This is a genomic window from Duganella hordei (assembly GCF_040369125.1).
GTDB classification, from domain to species: Bacteria; Pseudomonadota; Gammaproteobacteria; order Burkholderiales; family Burkholderiaceae_D; genus Rugamonas; species Rugamonas hordei.
Genome location: NZ_BPWI01000024.1, coordinates 21,823 through 41,034 on the forward strand (window position 1 = coordinate 21,823; position 19,212 = coordinate 41,034).

Consider the following 19,212-nt stretch of genomic DNA (forward strand, 5'->3'; position numbering starts at 1 on the left):
TTCGTGCTGTCCATTCTTGCACAAAGCCTTGAAAGGACAAGGCGCGCCGCCGCGATTAGAATCCGGCCTCTAATCGCGGCGGTGACTGCATCAGCTGTAAGGTATGTAGGCGAAACCCTTGCCGATGATCGGCAGCATCGCAGCCTGGTTCTCCGGGCTTTCGCTGAAGTTGGTCAGGATCAGGGAACGCTCCGCCCCCATGTCCAGCGCATTTTTCCAGAAATTGAAGCCCTCCGCCTCCGGCGCGCGGTGCAGCACGTTGTGGTACAGGTTGGTGACGAAGTCTGTATTGTTGACACCGTCGCCATACAGCTTCTTGAACTCGTCGCTGATCAGGAAGTTTTGCGCAACGCCCTGCAGGCTGTAGCCGGAGTCCAGCGCGTTGATCCAGAAGCCGAGGCCGGCGATATCCGGCGCGCGGTCGAACGCCGCCTGGTACATGCGGTAGGCCTCGCCGCCTGCGCCGTTCACATCGAACGCCATCGCGTGCGTCGGGAACAGCAGCCGCTCGACGCCGGTGAGCGTGTCGGCCGCGCCCGCACCGGTCTGGTACACCGTCACGTGGCCGTCCTGCACATAGATCTCCAGCGGCACCTTGGTGTCGTCGTAGAACACCGAATCGAGACCGGCGCCGCCGTCGATCTTCTGCCCGTTGCCGCTGGCGCTGAAGACGTCGTTGCCGTTGCCGGCCGTCGACGGGGAAGCCGCCGCCACCGTGGTGAAGGTGTAGCTGGCGTGGCCGGCATAGTGGTTGCCCGAAAGATCCAGCACGCTGCCTTCCGGCAGCGACAGCGTGTATTGGGCGCCCGGCGTCAGGTTCTGGTGCGGATCGATTTTCAGCGTGTTGCCGCTGGCGGTGATGATGGCCGACGACAGCGTGGCGCCGTGCTCGTCGGTCAGGCGCAAGCCGGGGCCGGCCACGACGGCGTCGTCGAACACGAGCAGGAACTTGCTCGCCAGCGGCACACCGGTGGCGCCATCCACCACCGACGCCACGATCAGCTGCGGCGCGGTGGTGTCGGCCGCGCCCATGCTTTCGGCCAGCGTGTAACTGCCCTTGGCCGTGCCGTAGGTGGAGATGTAGAAGTCCCCCGTGGCTTGCGCCTTGTACACCATGCGGGTTTCGCCGGTGGCGTCGCTCAGCCCGTCGGCGACGGCCAGTTGCGTCTTGCCGGTGGCGTCGAACAGGAACAGGCCGGTGCCGGCGCTGCCCGTGTCCAGCGTGCCGCCATGGCCCTTGGCGCCCTTCATGTCGAAGACGTAGGTCTTGCCGCCGTCCAGGTGGACCTTGAACCAGTCCTGGTCGGCGGGACCGCCAACCATGCCCTTGACTGGCGCGGCGACCGCCAGCGTGCCCTTGGTGGTGACGTCGCCAGCGTAGTCGTCGGCATCGTTGACGGCGATGAGCGTGTAGGCGCCGGTGGCGTGACCGTCGCCGCCCGCCACTTCGAGGAAGTAGCTGCCGTTGGCGGTGGGCACGTAGGCCAGGGCGCCGGTGCCGCCGCCTGCCAGCACTTCCGTCAGAACCTTGCCGTTCGCATCGAGCAGGCGCAGCGTCGCGCCACCCTGCTCGTCGGTGTTCTTGCCTTCGTGGCCGGTGGCGCCGTCCAGCGTAAACGTGTATTCGCCGCCCTTGTCCAGCCCGATGGCGAACCAGTCGCGGTCGCCGCCGCCGGCGTCCAGCTTGCCGCTGACGATGCCGCTCGCCGTGCCGGCCGCCGCCAGCTTGCCGGCAGTGGCGGCGGTGGCGCCGTAGTCGTCCACCGTGAGCGTAGCCAGCAACGTGTATTTGGCGCCGGACGCGAGCTTCATGCTGTCGGTCACCGCCATGTAGTAGCTGCCGCTGGCCGTCGGCGTGTAGCTGTAGCTGACGGTCGTTCCGTCGGTGCTGTAGAGCGGGCTGCCGTCTCCGGCCATCAGGCTCAGTTGGATGGCCGAGTTTGGCGCACTGCTCAGCGCGCCGTCGAAGGTGTAGGTCGTGCCCGCAACCAGGTCGATCTTGAACATGTCGATGTCGGTGCCCGTGCCCAACACGCCGCTGGTGTTCCTACCCTGGATGAGCCCGGCGGCGGTCTCGCGCGCGTCGCCGTAGTCGTCGCCGGCGGTGGCGATGGGCTTGGCGGTTTCCAGCAAGGAGTAGTTGCCGGTCTGGTAGGCGTTGCCGTGCACGCTGACGAAATAGTCGCCGGTCGCGACGGCGCTCACGCTCACGCCCACATCGGCCGTGTTCAGCGTGGTGGCTACGCGGCTGCCGTCCGCCGCGTAGAGGTCGATGCCGGGCCCGCCGGCCTTGCCGAAGCCCGACGTCGCCAGCGTGCCGCCATTCTGCAGCGTGAAGCTGTACGAGTGGCCGGCCTCCAGGTGCGCCAGGAACCAGTCGGCGTCGCCCGCCACACCGATCGTACCGTGCTGCGGCTTGGCGGCCGCCAGCACGCCGGTGGTGCTGGCGTCGCCGGCAAAGTCGTCGCCGCCGGCGATGGTGGCCTTCACCGAATAGGCGGTGCCCGGAAGCGGCGTGCTGCCGCCGGCGACGGTGACGTAGTAGTCTCCTGCGGCGCCAACCTGGTATTGGGCGCTGTCGAGGTAGACGCCGTTGCTGGTATCGCCGTGATGGAGCGTACCCTTGATCTCGTTCCCGCTGCCATAGGTGACGGTCATCTTCGCCGTCGTGCCGGCGGGGGCGCCGAAGTCTATCGTCACCAGCGCGCCTTCGGCCAGGCTGATCTTGAACACATCCAGGTCGGCCGCCGACTGCAGCTTGCCGTTGACGACGATGCCGTCGGCCAGCTTGGCCGCGTGCGCGTTGTCGTTGCCGAACTCGTCGGGCACGAGCACCGCCGCCTGCAGCGTGTAGTCGCCGCTCAAGCCGCTGTGACCCATGCCGACGTCGATGTAGTAGGTGCCCTTGGTCACCGCCGTGTAGGACAGCGGCGGATTGCCGCTATTGGCGCCGGTCGGGTGGTTGACCACGGCCAGTTGCTTGCCGTTGGCGTCGAGCAGGCGCAGGGGCGCATCGGTGGCGGCGCCGCCGTACAGTTCCTGTAGCGTGCCTTTGACCGAGAAGGTGTAGGTGGCGCCGGCCTCCAGCGTGACGGCGAACCAGTCGCTGTCGCCGCCGCCCGCCTCCAGCTTGCCGGCGACGGAGGCACCGATCGCCAGCTTGCCGGCGGTGGCGACCGCCGCGCCGAAGTCGTCGACGACGGCGCTGACCTTCAGGCCGTAGCCGGTGTCCCAGTCGGTGGCAGGATTCGGGCTCGGATTGGCGACCGTCAGGTAGTACTTGCCGGCGACGCCGACGGTGAAGCTCTGGTCCTTGGTGCCGGTGACGGGATCGGCGTCGACGACGTTGCCTTTGCTGTCCGTCAGCGTCCAGTGCGGCGTCGCGCCGGAGTTTTGCGAGCGCGCCAGCGATACCAGGTAGCTGCCGCCGGCGGCCAGGTCCAGGCTGAACACGTCCTTGTCGGTCGGGATCTGCAGCGAGCCGGCGATCTGCTTGCCGAGCGCCAGCGCGGCGGCGGTGGCGGCGGTATTGCCGTACTCGTCCACCAGCGCGGTGGCGGTGACGGTGTAGCCGCGCTGCGGGGTGTAGCTGTCGCCGACGTCCAGCGTGTAGGTGCCGGCGGCGGTTGGGGTCAGCCGGTACATGATGGTGCCGCCGGCGCTGCCGGAATAGTCGGGGGTCAGGCTCTTGCCGCTCGGGTCGAACATTTTCAGCGCCAGCGCGCTGTCGGCGGCCGTGGCGGCGTCGCCGTTGCTGAGCGTGATCTTGTAGAGAACATTAGACGCCAGCGTGACCTTGAAGCGGTCGACGTCGCCGGCGTATTGCAGCGCGCCGTTCAGCGCGGTGCCCAGCGTGAGCTTGCCGGCGCCGGTGTCGGTGACGCTGTAGTCGTCGACGACTTCCTTTACGCCAACCGTGTAGGCGCCGATGATCAACGGCCGGCCGTAGATTTCGACGAAGTAGTCATAGTCGGCAGAAGCGGGCCGGTTCAGCAGCACATCCGGCGCCAGCGTCTCGCCGTTGGCGCCATGGATCACCACGCCGCGGACGGCGTCGCCAATGGTGGTGACCGCGTAGCGCTTGCCGGCTTCGGCGTGGAACTTGAACCAGTCGTCGTCGAGCTGATTGTCGATGTAGGCAGTTGTCGTGGCGCCCGCCGCCAGCACGTCGGGCGTGGCCAGATTGCCGGGCTGGTCGGCCGGCAAGTCCGCGCCGGTGGTAAAGGTGAAGACGCTGGGGCCCGTGTACAGATTGCCGGCCAGGTCCCGTATCTCGCTAAGGGTCAGCGTATAGGTCGTATTCGGATTCAGCGGACCGCCGACGTCCGCCAGCAACGTGTTGTTGCCTATCGCTTGCACCCCGCCAACACCCCAGGTCAGCGGGTTGCCGCTGGCATCCTTCAGTACCGCGCCATAGCCCGCCCCCATGGTCACCGGCTCGTCAAACACGAACCGGATACCGCCACTGACTGGCGCATTCGTGGCGCCGTTCGCGATCGACACCGATTTCAGCACTGGACCGGTAGTGTCGCCGGTCAGCAGCTGTTCGGACAGTGTATAGTCGAAACCCGGTTGGTTGCCATGCGTGGACAGATAATAGTCGCCGGTGCTGGCGGCGGTGTACACAAGAACCGCATCTTGCGGAAGGAATACGCTGGACTGGGCGTTGGTCAGGACAGCGCCGTGCGCATCCAGCAGATCCAGGCTGTTCCCCGTTAAAGCCGTGCTCGCGCTGTGCATATCGAAAGCGTACTGCTTGCCGGCGTCCAGATGTACCTTCACCCAGTCGACGTCGCCCACGCTGATCGTTCCATGCACAGGTTTGGACAGTTCCAGCAGGCCGGAAGTCTGGATCGTAGCCGGATAATCGTCAGGGTTGGCCATCAGCTTCAACATGTAGCCGCCGCTGGACGGATCGATCGCGCCCGTGCTTCCCACCGTCAACGTGTAGACGCCGGTCGTGTCAGCCACGAAATACAGGCATTCCTTGTTTCCTACCGTGCCGGACACAAGATTCGCCTGCTGGCCGCTGGCGTTGAGAATCGAAGTATCGAGTTTGCTGTTCCACAGGGCACCGTCGGCTGCCGTGCGCTGCAGCACATAGGTGGTTCCGGCCACCAGGCTGACCTTGTACGTGTCCGCATCGGTGCGCACCGGCACCACGCCGGTGACCGCGGCGCCAAGCTGGATGGTCACCGCGTGGGCGGCATCGCTGCCGGCCTCGTCCGGCGTCGCCACCTGGGCCTGGACCTGGAAGCTCCCGCCTGCGGCGCCGACATCGAGGTAATAGGTGCCGCTGACCGTGGCGGTGAAGGGCAAAACCGGGGCGTTATCGGAAAAGCTGGCAGGACCGGTAGCCGGCGACACCGGCTGGCCGCCGGCGTCGAACAATTGCAGATTGCCGGTGCTTGCGTCCATGGTGCCCGCGCGGTCGACATCCCCCTTCAGCGTGAACCAATAGCTGGTGCCGGCCACCAGCGACACGGCGAACCAGTCGTGATCGGTGCCGCCATCTTCCAACTGGCCCTTCGCCGCAGCACCGCCGATATTGAGACTACCGGCGGTGGCGCTGGTCGAACCGGTATTGTCGCCGGCCAGACCGGCGCGGAAAACGTAATCCTGCACGGCGGTGTCCTGCGCGACCGCGCTGAGGGACACGTAGTAGCTGCCCGATGCCGTCGGCGTAAAGGAATAGTTGTGGCCCTGACCGACTTCGGTGGAAAAAAGTGCTGTTTGGCCGGCGTCCAGGATGTCCAGCGACAAATAGTGGCGGCCATAGTCGCCGGCTATCCCGATAATGGGGTCGCTTCGGCTCAGTCCCTCCCCGGAAAATCGATAAGTCTTGCCTCCGACTAGCTGGACCTTGAACACGTCATGGTCGCCGTCTGCTTCCAGCTTGCCGTTGACGGTGGCATCGAGCGCCACTACCGAGGCGGTCGCCGGCGTATTGCCGAAGTCGTCAACGGGCGCGGCGGCGCCGGCAACAGTGCGGTAGGAGGAAGCGGAGCGGTAGTCGATTGGCATAAAGAGCCCGGATTTTGAGATTTTTACATGATATCAAAGTTTCCATCCGGAAAATCTATCCAATTGCCACCTGCCGGAAGACAGTGCCGCACGCCGCATGCAGCGTCTATAATTGAACTCTCCCGGAGAACCCGAAAGCGCGCATGCCGAAGCCAGTCCTGCCCCTGCTGACAGTCTTGCTGGCGGCCCTGCTGCCGCCGGCCGTGCATGCCGCGCCGGGCGAGCTGGTGATGCTGGCGCCGCTGGACCAGACCATGCCCATCGTCCGCTTCCAGAACGGCGCGCTGGCCGGCGGCATCATCAAGGACCTCGGCGACGCGCTGGCGCAGCGGCTGGGCCGCCGCGCCGTCTACATCAGCGTCGACGTGCCGAGCGTGACGCCGGCGCTCGCCGGCGGCCGGGCCGACGCCATGTGCTACGTGCTGCCGTTCTGGATCGACGGCGACTACGACTGGAGCACGCCGCTGCTGCCCGACAACGAGATGGTGGTCGGCCTCGTCGACGCGCCGCCGCTGCGCTCCCTCAAGGATCTGAAGGACAAACCCATCGGCACCGTGGCCGGTTACCGCTATCCGCGCGTCGAACGGGTGCTGGGCAAGCGTTTCGCCCGCACCGACTCGGCCAGCATGGAACTCAACGTCCAGCGCATGGTCGAAGGTAAGGCGCAGTACACGATGGTGGGCGAGGCCACGCTGCTGTACCAGCAGCGCATCCATCCCGGGCTGAAGGTGAGGCCCGAGCTGGTGTTTTCCTCGTTCAAGGCGCAGTGCGCGTTCTCGCGCAAATCGCAGGTGCCGTTCGCCGAAGCGAACCGCGTCATCGACGCCATGCTCAAGGACGGCAGCATAGACCAGATCCTGGCCCGTTACCGATAGGAGGCCGCCATGCCGGCAAACGCACTGATCACCGCCCTGCAAGCCCACAACGCCGGCCGCGATCCAGAGCTGCTGGCGATGAAGTACCGCAAGATGGCGCAAGACGCCTTCCTGTTCCTGCGCGGCGCCGACCACCTGTTCTACGACGCGCTGCCGGACGACGCCCTGTTCCGCAAGGCGCCGCTGACGTGGAGCTGCGGCGACCTGCACGTGGAAAACTTCGGCAGCTACAAGGGCGACAACCGCCAGGTCTATTTCGACATCAACGATTTCGACGAAGGCGCGCTGGCGCCCGCCAGCTGGGACCTGGTGCGGCTGCTGGCCAGCATCCAGTGCGGCGCCAAGGCCATGAAGATAGCGGCCGGCGACGCGGTGGCGCTGTCGCGCCGGTGCACCGACGCCTACCGCGCCGCGCTGGCCGAGGGCAAGCCGCGCTGGGTCGAACGGGAAACCAGCACAGGCCTGATCAACACGCTGCTGTGCGAGCTGCAAACGCGCAAGCGCGCCGACTTCCTCGACAAGCGCAGCGAGCGCAAAGGCCAGCGCCGCAGCCTGAAGCTGGACGGCGCCAAGGCGCTGCCGCTATTGCCGGGCCAGCGCGAAAAGATCGAGTCCTTCATGCGCGACTTCGCCGCGACACAGGACGATGCCGGCTTCTACACCATGCTCGACGCCGCGCGCCGCATCGCCGGAACCGGCAGCCTGGGACTGATGCGCTTTGTCGTGCTGGTGGAGGGCAAGGGTTCTCCCGACGGGAACTACCTGCTGGACATCAAGGAATGCAAGCCGTCGGTGCTGGCGCCGCACCTGGCCGCCATGCACTTCAGGCAGCCCATCTGGCCGGACCAGGCCACCCGCGTGGTCACGGTGCAGAAATGCATGCAGGCGGTCGATCACGCCTTCCTGCACGCGGTGTCGATGGACGGCCGCTCCTGCACGCTGCGCGGCCTGCAGCCGTCGGAAGACCGCGTGGATCTGGACGGCAGGAAGCCGGGCCGCCTGGAAGACGTGATCGCCACCATGGGCTGCAACCTGGCCTGGGACCAGCTGCGCGCCTCCGGCCGCGACGGCGCCGCCAACGCCGACGACCTGATCGCCTACGGCCGGCGCGACGACTGGGTCCAGTCCATGCTGGACGCCTCCGCCGCCATGGCCACGCTCACGCAGCAGCAGTGGCAGGCCTGCAAGCCGTGGCTGGAGTCAGTGAGCGTCGGCTGACGGCGCCTTCGGCGGCGCCACCTTGCGCATCAGCGGCACCATCGCCGTCGCCACGACAAAGCAGGCCATCACGCACAGGAACACGTCGCTGAAGGTTTGCGTCTGCGCCTCGCGTATCGTCAGCGACCATAACTGCTTGAGCGCGCCGGCCTGCGCGCTGCCTGCATCCAGCCCCCATGCCAGCAGGTTGCCGCCGGCGCCGGACAGCATCTGCGCCATCGCCTCGTTGCCGCTGTTCAGATGCTCTGCCAGACGCAGGAAGTGCATATTGGTGCGGTCGTTGATGATGGTGGCGCAGGCAGCGATGCCGATCGCGCCGCCCAGGTTGCGCATCAGGTTGAACAGGCCGGAGGCCAGCTTCAGGCGCTCCGGCGCCAGCCCGCCCAGGGTCAGCGTCACGGTCGGCGCCACGGCGAACTGCTGGCCCATACCGCGCAGGGCTTGCGGCAGCAGCAGCTGTTGCGCGCCCCAGTCGTGCGTGATCGGCGCGAAGTTCCACATCGACAGCGCAAACATCGCCAGCCCGACCATCATCAGCCAGCGCAGGTCGACGCGGTTGGCCAGGTAGGAGTAGAACGGAATCGACATGATCTGGAACACGCCGGTGGAAAACACCGCCAGTCCGATCTCCAGCGCGCTGAAGCCGCGCACCCGGCCGAGGAACAGCGGCGTCAGGTAAATGGTGGCGAAGATGCCGATGCCGGTGACGAAGGAAAAGAAGCAGCCCAGCGCGAAGTTGCGGTCCTTCAGCGCGCGCAGGTCGACGATGGGATGCTCGTACACCATGCTGCGCCAGACGAAGCCTATGCCCGCCAGCCCGGCCACCCACGCCGTGGTCAGGATCACGTGGTCGCCGAACCAGCCCAGGCGCGGGCCTTCCTCCAGCGTGTATTCCAGGCAGCCGAGGAACAGCGACATCAGCACGATGCCGAAATAATCCGCATCGCGTATCAGCGACAGGTTGGGACGGTCGATCTTGACCAGTATCGGCACCACGACGGCGACGAAGATGCCCGGCACCAGGTTGATGAAGAACAGCCAGTGCCAGTTGAAGTTGTCGGTGATCCAGCCGCCGACGGTAGGTCCCAGCGTCGGCGCCAGCGAGGCCAACGCGCCCACGGTGGCGGCAGCGATCACGCGCTGCTTGCCGGCGAAGAAGTAGAACGCCGAAGTGAACACCATCGGTATCATCGAGCCGCCGATGAAGCCCTGCAGCGCGCGGAAGGCGATCATGCTTTCGATGTTCCAGGCCACGCCGCACAGCATGCTGGCGATGGTGAAGCCGGTGGCCGAGCCGGCGAACAGCCAGCGCGTCGACACCACCCGCGACAGCCAGCCGGACATCGGGATGACGATGATCTCGGCGATCAGGTAGCTGGTCTGCACCCACACGGTTTCATCGGCGCCGGCCGAGATGCCGCCGCCGATGTCCTTGAGCGAGGCCGAGACGATCTGGATGTCCAGCAGCGCGATGAACATGCCGACGCACATGGTGGCGAAGGCCAGCACCTTCTGCGACATCGTCAGCTGCGGCGGTGTCCACGGTGCCGGTGCGGCCTTCGCAGGCGCGCCGACTGAAACGGCCGCGCTCATGGCTTGCCGCCCTCGCTGCGCACGTCGATCTCCGCCGCCACGGAAAGGCCGGGGCGCAGCAAGGCCACCGCCGCGTCGCGCTCATCGAGCACGATCCGCACCGGCACGCGCTGGACGATCTTGGTGAAGTTGCCGGTCGCGTTTTCCGGCGGCAGGATGCTGAACTGCGCGCCCGTGGCCGGCGCCAGGCTGGCCACGGTGCCATGGAACACATGCCCCGGCATCACGTCGGCCACGATGTCCGCGCGCTGTCCCGGCTTGAATTTGGCCAGCTGGTTTTCCTTGAAGTTGGCATCCACCCACAAGCCGCTGGACGGCACGATCGACAACAGCTGGTTGCCTACCGTGGCATAGGCGCCGCTACGCGCGCGGCGGTTGCCGATCACGCCGTCGATGGGCGCGCGCAGCACCGTGTATTCCAGGTTGAGCCGGGCGATATCGCGCTCTGCCACGGCCTGCTCCAGCGCCGCATGCGCCTGCAGCTTGCGCGTACCGATCACGTCCAGCTCACGCTGCGCCGCCGTCAGCTGCGCCTGCGCCTTTTGATCGCCGGCCAGCGCCTGCTTGTATTCGGCGTCGGCCTTCTGCGAACTTTGCAGCGACACGGCGGCCTTGGCGGACAGGTTTTTATAGCGCGTCTGGTCGTCGCGCGCGCGGGCTGTCTCGGCCCCGCTGGCTGCCAGGCCGGCGCGCGCCTGGCCGATCACCGCTTCCTGCAACTGGCGCGTGGCGTCGAGATTGGCCAGCGTCGCCTGCGCGGCCGCGACCGCGCCTTCGGCCTTGGCCAGCGCGGCGCGGTAGTCGCGGTCGTCGAGGCGGGCCAGCACGTCGCCTGCATGCACATGCTGGTTGTCCGTCACTTCCAGCTTGGCGATATAGCCGGCCACCTTGGGCGCGACCACGGTGACGTTGCCGCCGACGTAGGCGTCGTCGGTGTCCTGTAAAAACCGCGCTTCGGTCCACCAGTGATAGCCGAAGCCGATGGCGCCCAGCGCGATGGCGGCCAGCACGGCGCGCACGATGATGCGCTTGCGGCTGGGAAGAGGAATTACCTGTGCAGGAACGGCGGTGGCGGTGGTGGTGGTCATGATGTGCTCCGTGGATTGAATGAAGGGGTCAGGCGGCGGCTTCGGCGGCGGCGCGGCGCTCCGCCATGCGCTGCATGCGAAGGCGGGTCGATTCCGGCGCGGCAGGGCCGGCGGCGACGGCATGGCGCGCGCGGTCGATCACGGCGCCGGTCGCCGGGTCCATCAGCGTCGGCTGCACTTCCTCGCCGCTGATACGGTCCCGCAGCACGATCATCTTGCCCTCCGGCGCGAAGTGCTTGTTGCCCCAGGCGAGCAACGCCAGCAGCACCGGGCGGAAATCGCGTCCCGCCTCGGTCAGCACATACTCGTCGCGCGGCGGGCGCTCGGAATAGCGGCGGCGCTCCAGCAAGCCGGCATCCACCAGGTCGTTCAGGCGGCGGGCCAGCATGTTCGGCGAGATGCCGAGGTTTTTCTGGAAGGCGTCAAAGCGGGTCTCGCCATAAGAACATTCGCGCAGGATCAGGATGCTCCACCACTCGCCCACCTTGTCGAGGCTGCGGGCGATCGGGCACGCCATGGCGCTCAAATCGGTCTTTAGCATGGAATTACTCCCTCAAAAAATTATTAATTGCGATCACAATGAAACGAGCATATACTCCTTCATACGAACTTGCAAGTAACTTTCAAAAGAGGTGCAAAATGAATAACGAACTCAAGGCGCCGGCCGCAAAGCCAGCAGGAATGCGGGTTTCAGCGGTGGCCGCGGCCAGCCTGCTGGCATTATTGACGCTGGCCGGCTGCGCAACGGGGCCGGAATACCAGCGTCCGGACGCGCCGCTGGCGGCCAGTTTTCATACCTCGGGCGCTCTGGCCGAGCGCAAGACGGCGCTGCCGGCGCCGGCGCTGGACACCTGGTGGAACGGCTTCAACGACCCGGCCCTGCAGCGCATCGTCACGCGGGTGCTGGAGCAGAACCTGGACCTGGCGGCGGCCATGGCGCGGGTCGACCAGGCGCGCGCCGCGTCGCGGCTGGCCGATGCGCGGCTGCTGCCGGAGGGGGCGCTGTCGGCCGGAATCGCGCATCAGCGGCAATCTCTGAATAGCCCCGAGGGCCGGCTGGCCAGCGCAACGCCCGGCTACAACCGCGAGCAGTCGCTGTACAACGCCGGCATCGGCGCCAGCTGGGAGCTGGACGTGGCGGGCGGTTTGAAGCGCGGCGCGCAGGGCGCCAGCGCCGAGGCGCAGGCGGCGGAGGCGGACCGTCTCGGCGTGCGGGTATCGGTGACGGCGGAAGCGGCCGACGCCTACTTCCGCGTGCGCGGTGCGCAGCGCCGCATCGCGCTGGCGCAGGAGCAGATCGCCACCAACGCCAGGCTGCTGGAACTGGTGCGGCTGCGGGTGGCGGACGGCCTGGCGTCCAGCCGCGAAACGGCGCAGGCCGAGGCGCTGGTGTCGCAAGCCCGCGCCACAGTGCCGCCGCTGCGCATCGAACTGGATGTGCAGCTGAACCGGCTCGACGTGCTGATGGGCGCCGCACCCGGCACCTACGCGGCCGAACTGGCGCCGCCGGCCCAGGGCGCGGAGAGCGGCGTGCCGGCCATCGAACTGTCGCAAGGCCCGGCGGACCTGCTGCGCCGCCGGCCGGACATCATCGCCGCCGAACGCCGGCTGGCCGCGTCGAACGCGCAGATCGGCGCGGCGATGGCGGAGTACTACCCCAAGCTGTCCTTGTCGGCGCTACTGGGCGTGACCAGCCTCGGATCTTCAGGCCTGTTGAGCGCCGCCTCGCTGCAGCCGCAGGTGGCGGCCGGCCTGCGCTGGCGACTGTTCGATTTCGGCCGCATCGACGCCGACGTCGCCCGCGCCAAAGGCGCCAACGCCGAGGCGCTGGCCGCCTACCGCAAAGCCGTGCTGCGCGCGGCGGAGGACGTGGAGAACGCCGTCGTCACGCTGACCCAGCTGGAACTGCAGCACCACGAACTGAGCGAGGAAGTGGACGCCCACACCCGCGCCCGCGACGCCTCCGAACAGGCGTGGCAGGGCGGCGCGGTCAGCCTGTATGAAGTGCTGGAAGAACAGCGCCAGTTGCTGGCATCGCGCGACCAGATGGCGCGCGTCAATGCCGACAACGCGCGCGCGGCGGTCGCCACCTTCCGCGCGGCAGGCGGCGGCTGGTGATTTATCCCAGCGTGTCGCTCCAGATGTTGCGGGCCCAGTTCATCGCGTACCCGCCTTCGAGCGCGCTGGGTCCCGCCGACACGCCGCCGGAGCCGGACACCACCAGCAGCGTTTTTTTCTCCGCATCGTAGGCGTGCACCGAAGCGACGTGGATCACGTCCTTGTCGGAGACGAAGCTGTAGCAGGTGTTGGTCAGCATCGGATGGCCGTCCGGCGCGCGGCCGGCCAGCAGGTCCACCACTGCGGCCGCGCACACCTTGGCATGCTGGTTGGCCATGTGCGCGGACTTCGGCATCAGCGGCGATACCTGGATCGCGTCGCCCAGCACGTGGATGTTCTTCACCTGCGTCGATTCGAAGGTGAGGAAATCGACCGCGCACCAACGCCCGTTGGCATTCGCCAGCCCGGTCTGCACGGCAATGGCGCCGGCGCGCTGCGGCGGAATCACATTCAGCACATTGGCCTGCACCTTGTCGCCCAGTTCCGAGACCACGGTGCGCGACGACGCATCCACGTCCGTCGCCCGGAACGACGGCCGGTATTCGATGATGCCGCCGTAGCGCTCCTTCCATACCTTCTTGAACAGCGGTCCCTTGGAGACCACGTCGTCGTTGGCGTCGAGGATCAGCACCTTCGATTTCGGCTTGGCGCGGCTGAAGTAGAAAGCGATCTGCGATGCGCGTTCGTACGGCCCCGGCGGACAACGGTAAGGCGCGGCCGGGATCGTCATCGCATACACGCCGCCGTCCGGCATAGCCTCCAGCTGCGCGCGCAGGGCCACGGTCTGGGCGCCCGCCTTCCACGCATGCAGCACCGCATCCTGCGCACCGGGTTTGAGCATGCCGGGCAGTTGGTCCCACATGAAGTCCACGCCGGGCGACACGATCAGGCGGTCGTAGGACAGTGTGGCGCCGCCGGCCAGCGCCAGCGTACGCTTGGTGGTGTCGATCGACGTCACCGTGTCGCGCAGCACGCGTATGCCCTGCATGCGGTCGTAGGACATGGTCAGGTCGGCGATCTGCTTCGATCCGCCCAGCACGAGGTTCGACAGCGGGCAGGAGATAAAACTGGCGTTGGGCTCGACCAGCGTGACGTCAATGGCGCCTTCGCTCCACATGCGCACGTAGCGCGCGGCGGTGGCGCCGCCGTAGCCACCGCCGACCACTACCACCTGCGGTTTCGCCGTGCCACCGATGGAGGCGCAGCCGGCCAACATGGCGCCGGCACCGATACCGGCGGCCTGTATGAATTGACGTCGTTTCATCGCAACCTCCTTACTTGAGGGCGGCGAAATAGGCCGCCAGCAGTTCGATCTGTTCGTCGGTATAACCCTTGGCGATCTGGGTCATGATGGTCGACTGTCGGGAGCCGGACTTGAATGCGCGCAGCGTGGCCACCAGCGCCTCCTTCGGCTGGCCGGCGATCGGCGGCAGCGTTTCACCTTTGGTGGCGCCGTTGGTGCCGTGGCAGGCTGCGCATGTCGCGGCAAGCCGGGCGCCGGAGGAAACCGACGCGCCATCGGCTCGCGCCACGCTTGCCGCGAACAGCAACGCGGCGATGAGTATGGATTTCGAAAACATCGCTATCTCCTGTTATGGCCGAACTGCCGGCGATTCCATCGGCATACCCTGGTCGCGCACCGCCAGCCAGGCTTCCAGTTGAACCAGTTCCTGCGCCCCCAGCGGCGGTATCTCGGCGCGCACGCCGCTCAGGCAATTGCGCAGCCTTCGCTGCAACGATCCCATCGCCTGCCACTCCAGCCGGTAGATCGGATACGCCGCCGCATGCGCTTGCGGTATCGTGCTGCCGGCCAGTCGCTTGCCCCACTGCTGGTCATGGCATTGCGCGCACGATAAATTCAATTGGCCCACACGCTGGAAGTAAAGCTCCTTGCCGCGCGCTGCGGCCGCCTTGGTTCCCGTATCCTGAGGCGGCGCCACCGGCAGGCCGCGCGACTGCATCGCCACATAAGCCTCCAGTCCAAGCAACTCCTCGCTCTCAAGCCGCAACGCCGGCGCCTGCTGCTTGCGTTCGCGGCAGATGTTGATGCGCTGGCTCAGGTTGACCGCCATCTTGCTGGCGCCGTCGAACGCGGGAAAGCGCGCCGCCACGCCACGCATGCTCGTGCGCGCATCACCATGACAACTGGCGCAGGACTTGCCGCTCTTGCCGGCGGCGGCGTTCCACTGCGCCTCGCCGCCGCTCACCCACAGCATGCCGGGATTGAGTGTATCGTCGCGCTGCATGGCTTGCGTGGATGCGCTCATGAATTCGCTGCCGGAGCGCCGCGCATCGTCGGCAGTGGCCGGGATGCAGAAAATCAGCAGCAGCGCGGCAAGGACTCTCATGCCGCGCTCACCGTCAAGTCCATCTTCTCTGTCTGCGCAAAGCCGTTGTCGCCTTCCCACGTGAACTCCAGCGTGCCGCTTTCCGTCGCGACGGTGAAGAACCCGATATACGGATTGGCGGACACCGCCTGGTGCAGCTCGGCGCCGAATACCTGCTCGCCGTTGTAGCGGCAAACGAACTTGCGGATAATGTCGCGAGGGACCACCTTGCCGTCCGCACCGGGCCGGTAGCCGGTTTCCATGACGTGCGCGATCAAGGCGCGTATCTCGATCACCTCGCCGCGCTTCGCCGTCGCCGGCATATGAATCAGGGCGCGCGCCATCAGGGAGCCTCGCCTTCGATGCAGGCCGCCAGCGTGACGATCACGTCCACCGATTTTGACCAGCAGCTGCCATCGCTCATGCGCGCGACGGCGATCAGCCGCTGCGATGTCGCCAGCCGGATACGCGTCGATACTTCGGCCTTGCCAGCGCGCGGCCCCAATGTGAACACCGCCACGTCGGTCTGCGGATTCTTTTCATTGAAGATGGCGATGGCTGCGACATGGTCGGCCGCAGTCATCGCGCTCTCTACCGCCACGGTGACCGGCACCGCGTTGCCGTTGTCGATCAACTGCGCGATATCGAACCTGACCTTGCCCTCGCGCGGCGCCACACCACCGGTGAAGGCGGCGACGGCGGCGGCCATGTCGGCCGGCGTGGCCGCAACGGGGCGCACCAGCGCCAGCATCGCCAGCCCTGCGCCTGCCGCCAGCACATCGCGACGCTTCATTGCCCGCCCTCCTTCAATGTTTGCAGCCACGCCACCACGTCCTCGATCTGCTGCGCGTCCAGTATGGTCTTGCCCTGGTAACCGGCGGCGACGCGGTTAAGTCCATCGGTCTTGTAATAGGAAGGCATGATCGTCGCCGGATTGAACTGGCTGGCATCGACGATGCGCGCCCTTAGCTGTTCGGCGCTCCAGCGTCCGCCGGCGCCCCGCAGGTCCGGCGCCAGATTCCCTTGAAAACGCTCCTCGGGTATCGGCCCGGTATGGCACAGCAGGCAAAGCCCCACCTGCCGGTTGGCGACGATGGCGCGGCCGCGTGCCGCATCGCCGGGTTGCTCCGTCAGCGGCGCCGCACCGGCCGACGCGCAGCAGAGCAGGATGGCCAGTACGAACAGACCTGTCATCCCGCCCCGCATCGCTAAGCCTTCTTCAGACTGTGGTTCTTCAGCGGCAGGTCGCGCACGCGCTTGCCGGTGGCGGCGAAGATCGCGTTCAGCACCGCCGGCGCAGCCACCGCAATCGTCGGCTCGCCGACACCACCCCAGAACCCGCCCGACGGCATGACGATGGACTCCACCTTCGGCATCTCGTCCAGCTTGAGCACCTGGTAGGTGTCGAAGTTCTGCTGTTCCATCTGGCCGTCCTTCAAGGTGCACTCGCCATACAGCGCGGCGGACAACCCGTAGACAAAGGAACCTTCGATCTGCGCCTCGATCTGCTGCGGATTGACGGCATACCCTGGATCGGTCGCCGCGACGATGCGCAGTATCTTCACCTTGCCGGTCTTGCTGTCCACCGACACCTCGGCGCAGGCGGCCACGTAGCTGCCGAAGCCCATGGTCTGCGCCAGCCCACGGAACACGCCCTTCTTCGGCGGCGTGCCCCAGCCGGCCTTTTCCGCCACGGCGTTCAGTACGGCCAGGTGCTTCGGATGGTCAGCCATCAGCTTGCGACGGAAGGCCAGCGGATCCTGCTTGGTCGCGTGGGCCAGTTCGTCCATGAAGCATTCGAGGTAGATCGTATTCTGGTTCAGGTTCACGCCGCGCCAGAAGCCGGCCGGCACCGGCGGATTGCGCATCGCATGGTCCACCAGCAGGTTCGGGAAGCTGTAGCCTATCGACGCTTCCGGCCCCGGCGCGTTCAGCCCCTGGAACACCACCGGATCCTTGCCGTCCTTGAGCGTCTGCCCCAGCGAGGCGAGGATGGACTGGCCGGCGATGCGCATATGCAGGCCGGTCACGTTGCCCTTGGCATCCAGACCCGCCGTCAGCTTGCACTGCGTGATCGGATGGTATTTACCGTGCAGCATATCCTCTTCGCGGGTCCAGATCAGCTTGACCGGCGTGCCCGGCATCTCCTTGGCGATCTTCACCGCCTGCGTCACCCAGTCGTGCGTGGCGCCACGGCGGCCGAAGCCACCGCCCAGGTGCATCTTGTAGACGTCGCACTTGGCCGGCGGCAGGCCGGCCGCTTCGGCCGTCGCCGCCAGCGCGGCTTCGCCGTTCTGGGTCGGCGTCCAGACTTCGCAACGCTCCGGCGTCCACACCACGGTCGCGTTCATGGTTTCCATGGTCGCGTGGTTCAGCCACGGGAAGGAATACACCGCCTCGATCTTGCGCACCGACGAGGCGATGGCCGCCTTGGCGTCGCCGTTCGAATTGCCGACCACCGCTTCCGGCGCATCCAGCGCGGCCTTCAGCGTGGCCGCGACATCCTTGCTCGACAGCTTGGCGTTCGGGCCCTTGTCCCATTCGATCGGCAGCGCATCCAGCGCGGACTTGGCGCGCCACCAGGTATCGGCCACCACCGCCACCGCGCTGTCGCCGACCTTGAGCACTTTCTTCACGCCCGGACGCTTCTCGATGGCCGAGGCGTCGAAGCTCTTCACCGTGCCGCCGAAGACCGGACAATCCTTGATGGCCGCGTTCAGCATGCCCGGCATCTTCAGGTCCATGCCGTAGATCTGCGCGCCGGTGGTCTTGGCGACCGTGTCCAGCCGCGCCAGGCGCTTGCCTGCCAGCTTCCAGGTCTTGGGATCCTTCAGTACGACATCGGCCGGCGCGGTCAGCTTGGCCGCCGCTTCGGCCACCTTGCCGTAGCTGACGGTGCGGCCGCTCGGGCCGTGCGTGATCACGCTGGCGGCGGCGCTGCATTCGGACGCGGGCACCTGCCACGCATCGGCGGCGGCCTGCACCAGCATGGTACGGGCAACGGCGCCGCCCTTGCGCACATACTCGTGCGACTCGCGGATGCCGCGGCTGCCGCCGGTGGAGAAGCTGCCCCACACGCGCTTGCGCGCCAGGTTCTGGCCCGGCGACGGATATTCGGTGGTGACCTTGCTCCAGTCGGCGTCGAGTTCCTCGGCCACCAGCTGCGCAAGGCCGGTCAGCGTGCCCTGGCCCATTTCCGAGCGGGCGATGCGGATCAGGATGGTGTCGTCCGGTTTGACCACCACCCAGGCGTTGACCTCGGGCGTGGCGGCCGATGCGCCGGGAGCGACGCCGGGCACCATGGTCTGCGCCAGCGCGTCAAACGGAATATGGAAGGCGACCACCAGACCGGCGGCCGCCCCCTTCAGGAATCCACGGCGCGAGGCCGAAACAGTCGCGGCGCTCATGCCTTGCTCCCTTCGATACGCTGGATATTCAGGCCGGCAGTTGCCGGATCGCCGCCGCGCACCGCCACATGGATCGCCTTGCGCACGCGGTTGTAGGTGCCGCATCGGCAGATGTTGGTCATGGCCGCGTCGATGTCGGCGTCGGTACATTTGGGCTTGTCGCGGATCAGGGCGGCGGCCGCCATGATCATGCCGGACTGGCAGAAACCGCACTGCGGCACGTCCAGCGCGGCCCACGCTTTCTGGATCGGATGCGAGCCGTCTTTCGACAGGCCTTCGATGGTGGTGATTTTCTGGTTGGCCGTGACTGCGGCCGCCGGATAGACGCAGCTGCGGGTGGGCTGGCCGTCGATGTGCACGGTGCAGGCGCCGCATTGCGCCATGCCGCAACCGAACTTGGTGCCGGTCAGGCCTAGCTGCTCGCGGATGACCCACAACAGCGGAATATCGTCCTCCGCCTCATATTCTCGTACGACGCCATTGACGTTCAACTTAGCCATGCAGATCTCCTGAATTTCGGTTGCCGGGAATAGACCGCTGGTGATACTACACCCGCTACCAA

The 19,212-nt window shown here is 66.8% G+C and carries 15 protein-coding genes; 3 read left to right on the forward strand and 12 right to left on the reverse strand.

Going from position 1 to position 19,212, the window contains the following annotated elements; genetic code table 11:
- Positions 1-90: 90 nt before the first annotated feature.
- Complete coding sequence (locus ABWW33_RS30265) at positions 91-6,024, reverse strand: pre-peptidase C-terminal domain-containing protein (protein ID WP_353405163.1); 5,934 nt, start codon at positions 6,022-6,024, stop codon at positions 91-93.
- A 143-nt stretch (positions 6,025-6,167) separates the two neighbouring features.
- On the opposite strand from ABWW33_RS30265, the gene ABWW33_RS30270 reads away from it, so the two are divergent.
- Positions 6,168-6,899 (forward strand): substrate-binding periplasmic protein, encoded by a 732-nt coding sequence (locus ABWW33_RS30270; protein ID WP_353405164.1) that lies wholly within the window; start codon positions 6,168-6,170, stop codon positions 6,897-6,899.
- 9 nt (positions 6,900-6,908) lie between these two features.
- Positions 6,909-8,117 (forward strand): DUF2252 domain-containing protein, encoded by a 1,209-nt coding sequence (locus ABWW33_RS30275; protein ID WP_353405166.1) that lies wholly within the window; start codon positions 6,909-6,911, stop codon positions 8,115-8,117.
- On the opposite strand, the gene ABWW33_RS30280 is transcribed toward ABWW33_RS30275, so the two are convergent.
- From ABWW33_RS30280 to ABWW33_RS30290, 3 genes are all read right to left on the reverse strand, one after another.
- A complete protein-coding gene (locus tag ABWW33_RS30280; RefSeq protein ID WP_353405196.1) occupies positions 8,100-9,638 on the reverse strand; it encodes a DHA2 family efflux MFS transporter permease subunit in 1,539 nt (512 codons plus the stop codon). The two genes, ABWW33_RS30275 and ABWW33_RS30280, sit on opposite strands and share 18 nt — an antisense overlap.
- Positions 9,639-9,706: 68 nt before the next feature.
- A complete protein-coding gene (locus ABWW33_RS30285; RefSeq protein WP_353405167.1) occupies positions 9,707-10,798 on the reverse strand; it encodes an HlyD family secretion protein in 1,092 nt (363 codons plus the stop codon).
- Positions 10,799-10,826: 28 nt separating this feature from the next.
- Positions 10,827-11,339, reverse strand: a complete 513-nt coding sequence (locus ABWW33_RS30290; RefSeq protein ID WP_176655884.1) for a winged helix-turn-helix transcriptional regulator — start codon at positions 11,337-11,339, stop codon at positions 10,827-10,829.
- A gap of 98 nt (positions 11,340-11,437) precedes the next feature.
- On the opposite strand from ABWW33_RS30290, the gene ABWW33_RS30295 reads away from it, so the two are divergent.
- Complete coding sequence (locus ABWW33_RS30295) at positions 11,438-12,916, forward strand: efflux transporter outer membrane subunit (RefSeq protein WP_353405169.1); 1,479 nt, start codon at positions 11,438-11,440, stop codon at positions 12,914-12,916.
- A 1-nt stretch (position 12,917) separates the two neighbouring features.
- Here the strand turns inward: ABWW33_RS30295 and ABWW33_RS30300 are convergent, their stop codons facing one another.
- From ABWW33_RS30300 to ABWW33_RS30335, 8 genes are read right to left on the reverse strand one after another with little or no spacing between them, the layout of a single operon-like run.
- Complete coding sequence (locus ABWW33_RS30300) at positions 12,918-14,180, reverse strand: FCSD flavin-binding domain-containing protein (protein WP_353405170.1); 1,263 nt, start codon at positions 14,178-14,180, stop codon at positions 12,918-12,920.
- Between the two features lie 10 nt (positions 14,181-14,190).
- Positions 14,191-14,496, reverse strand: coding sequence for a c-type cytochrome (locus tag ABWW33_RS30305; RefSeq protein ID WP_353405171.1), 306 nt, complete (start codon positions 14,494-14,496; stop codon positions 14,191-14,193).
- A 12-nt stretch (positions 14,497-14,508) separates the two neighbouring features.
- Positions 14,509-15,264, reverse strand: a complete 756-nt coding sequence (soxA, locus tag ABWW33_RS30310) for a sulfur oxidation c-type cytochrome SoxA (RefSeq protein ID WP_176655887.1) — start codon at positions 15,262-15,264, stop codon at positions 14,509-14,511.
- Complete coding sequence (gene soxZ / locus ABWW33_RS30315) at positions 15,261-15,587, reverse strand: thiosulfate oxidation carrier complex protein SoxZ (protein WP_353405172.1); 327 nt, start codon at positions 15,585-15,587, stop codon at positions 15,261-15,263. Before soxZ ends, soxA begins: the two co-directional genes overlap by 4 nt.
- Positions 15,587-16,036 carry a SoxY-related AACIE arm protein gene (locus ABWW33_RS30320; protein ID WP_353405174.1) on the reverse strand — a complete coding sequence of 150 codons (450 nt, stop codon included), beginning with the start codon at positions 16,034-16,036 and terminating at the stop codon, positions 15,587-15,589. Before ABWW33_RS30320 ends, soxZ begins: the two co-directional genes overlap by 1 nt.
- On the reverse strand, positions 16,033-16,437 hold the full coding sequence (gene soxX, locus ABWW33_RS30325; protein ID WP_353405175.1) for a sulfur oxidation c-type cytochrome SoxX: 405 nt from the start codon (positions 16,435-16,437) through the stop codon (positions 16,033-16,035). The genes ABWW33_RS30320 and soxX overlap by 4 nt, the downstream gene beginning before the upstream one ends.
- A gap of 14 nt (positions 16,438-16,451) precedes the next feature.
- Positions 16,452-18,650, reverse strand: a complete 2,199-nt coding sequence (locus tag ABWW33_RS30330) for a xanthine dehydrogenase family protein molybdopterin-binding subunit (RefSeq protein WP_353405176.1) — start codon at positions 18,648-18,650, stop codon at positions 16,452-16,454.
- Positions 18,647-19,150, reverse strand: a complete 504-nt coding sequence (locus tag ABWW33_RS30335) for a (2Fe-2S)-binding protein (RefSeq protein ID WP_353405177.1) — start codon at positions 19,148-19,150, stop codon at positions 18,647-18,649. Before ABWW33_RS30335 ends, ABWW33_RS30330 begins: the two co-directional genes overlap by 4 nt.
- Between the last annotated feature and the right edge of the window lie 62 nt (positions 19,151-19,212).

What these genes read in the sequence shown, in the direction of transcription:
- ABWW33_RS30265 (WP_353405163.1), bottom strand. Translation starts at nt 6,024, where the DNA reads ATGCCAATCGACTACCGCTCCGCTTCCTCCTACCGCACTGTTGCCGGC.
- ABWW33_RS30270 (WP_353405164.1), top strand. Translation starts at nt 6,168, where the DNA reads ATGCCGAAGCCAGTCCTGCCCCTGCTGACAGTCTTGCTGGCGGCCCTG.
- ABWW33_RS30275 (WP_353405166.1), top strand. Translation starts at nt 6,909, where the DNA reads ATGCCGGCAAACGCACTGATCACCGCCCTGCAAGCCCACAACGCCGGC.
- ABWW33_RS30280 (WP_353405196.1), bottom strand. Translation starts at nt 9,638, where the DNA reads ATGTCGCAGAAGGTGCTGGCCTTCGCCACCATGTGCGTCGGCATGTTC.
- ABWW33_RS30285 (WP_353405167.1), bottom strand. Translation starts at nt 10,798, where the DNA reads ATGACCACCACCACCGCCACCGCCGTTCCTGCACAGGTAATTCCTCTT.
- ABWW33_RS30290 (WP_176655884.1), bottom strand. Translation starts at nt 11,339, where the DNA reads ATGCTAAAGACCGATTTGAGCGCCATGGCGTGCCCGATCGCCCGCAGC.
- ABWW33_RS30295 (WP_353405169.1), top strand. Translation starts at nt 11,438, where the DNA reads ATGAATAACGAACTCAAGGCGCCGGCCGCAAAGCCAGCAGGAATGCGG.
- ABWW33_RS30300 (WP_353405170.1), bottom strand. Translation starts at nt 14,180, where the DNA reads ATGAAACGACGTCAATTCATACAGGCCGCCGGTATCGGTGCCGGCGCC.
- ABWW33_RS30305 (WP_353405171.1), bottom strand. Translation starts at nt 14,496, where the DNA reads ATGTTTTCGAAATCCATACTCATCGCCGCGTTGCTGTTCGCGGCAAGC.
- soxA (WP_176655887.1), bottom strand. Translation starts at nt 15,264, where the DNA reads ATGAGAGTCCTTGCCGCGCTGCTGCTGATTTTCTGCATCCCGGCCACT.
- soxZ (WP_353405172.1), bottom strand. Translation starts at nt 15,587, where the DNA reads ATGGCGCGCGCCCTGATTCATATGCCGGCGACGGCGAAGCGCGGCGAG.
- ABWW33_RS30320 (WP_353405174.1), bottom strand. Translation starts at nt 16,036, where the DNA reads ATGAAGCGTCGCGATGTGCTGGCGGCAGGCGCAGGGCTGGCGATGCTG.
- soxX (WP_353405175.1), bottom strand. Translation starts at nt 16,437, where the DNA reads ATGACAGGTCTGTTCGTACTGGCCATCCTGCTCTGCTGCGCGTCGGCC.
- ABWW33_RS30330 (WP_353405176.1), bottom strand. Translation starts at nt 18,650, where the DNA reads ATGAGCGCCGCGACTGTTTCGGCCTCGCGCCGTGGATTCCTGAAGGGG.
- ABWW33_RS30335 (WP_353405177.1), bottom strand. Translation starts at nt 19,150, where the DNA reads ATGGCTAAGTTGAACGTCAATGGCGTCGTACGAGAATATGAGGCGGAG.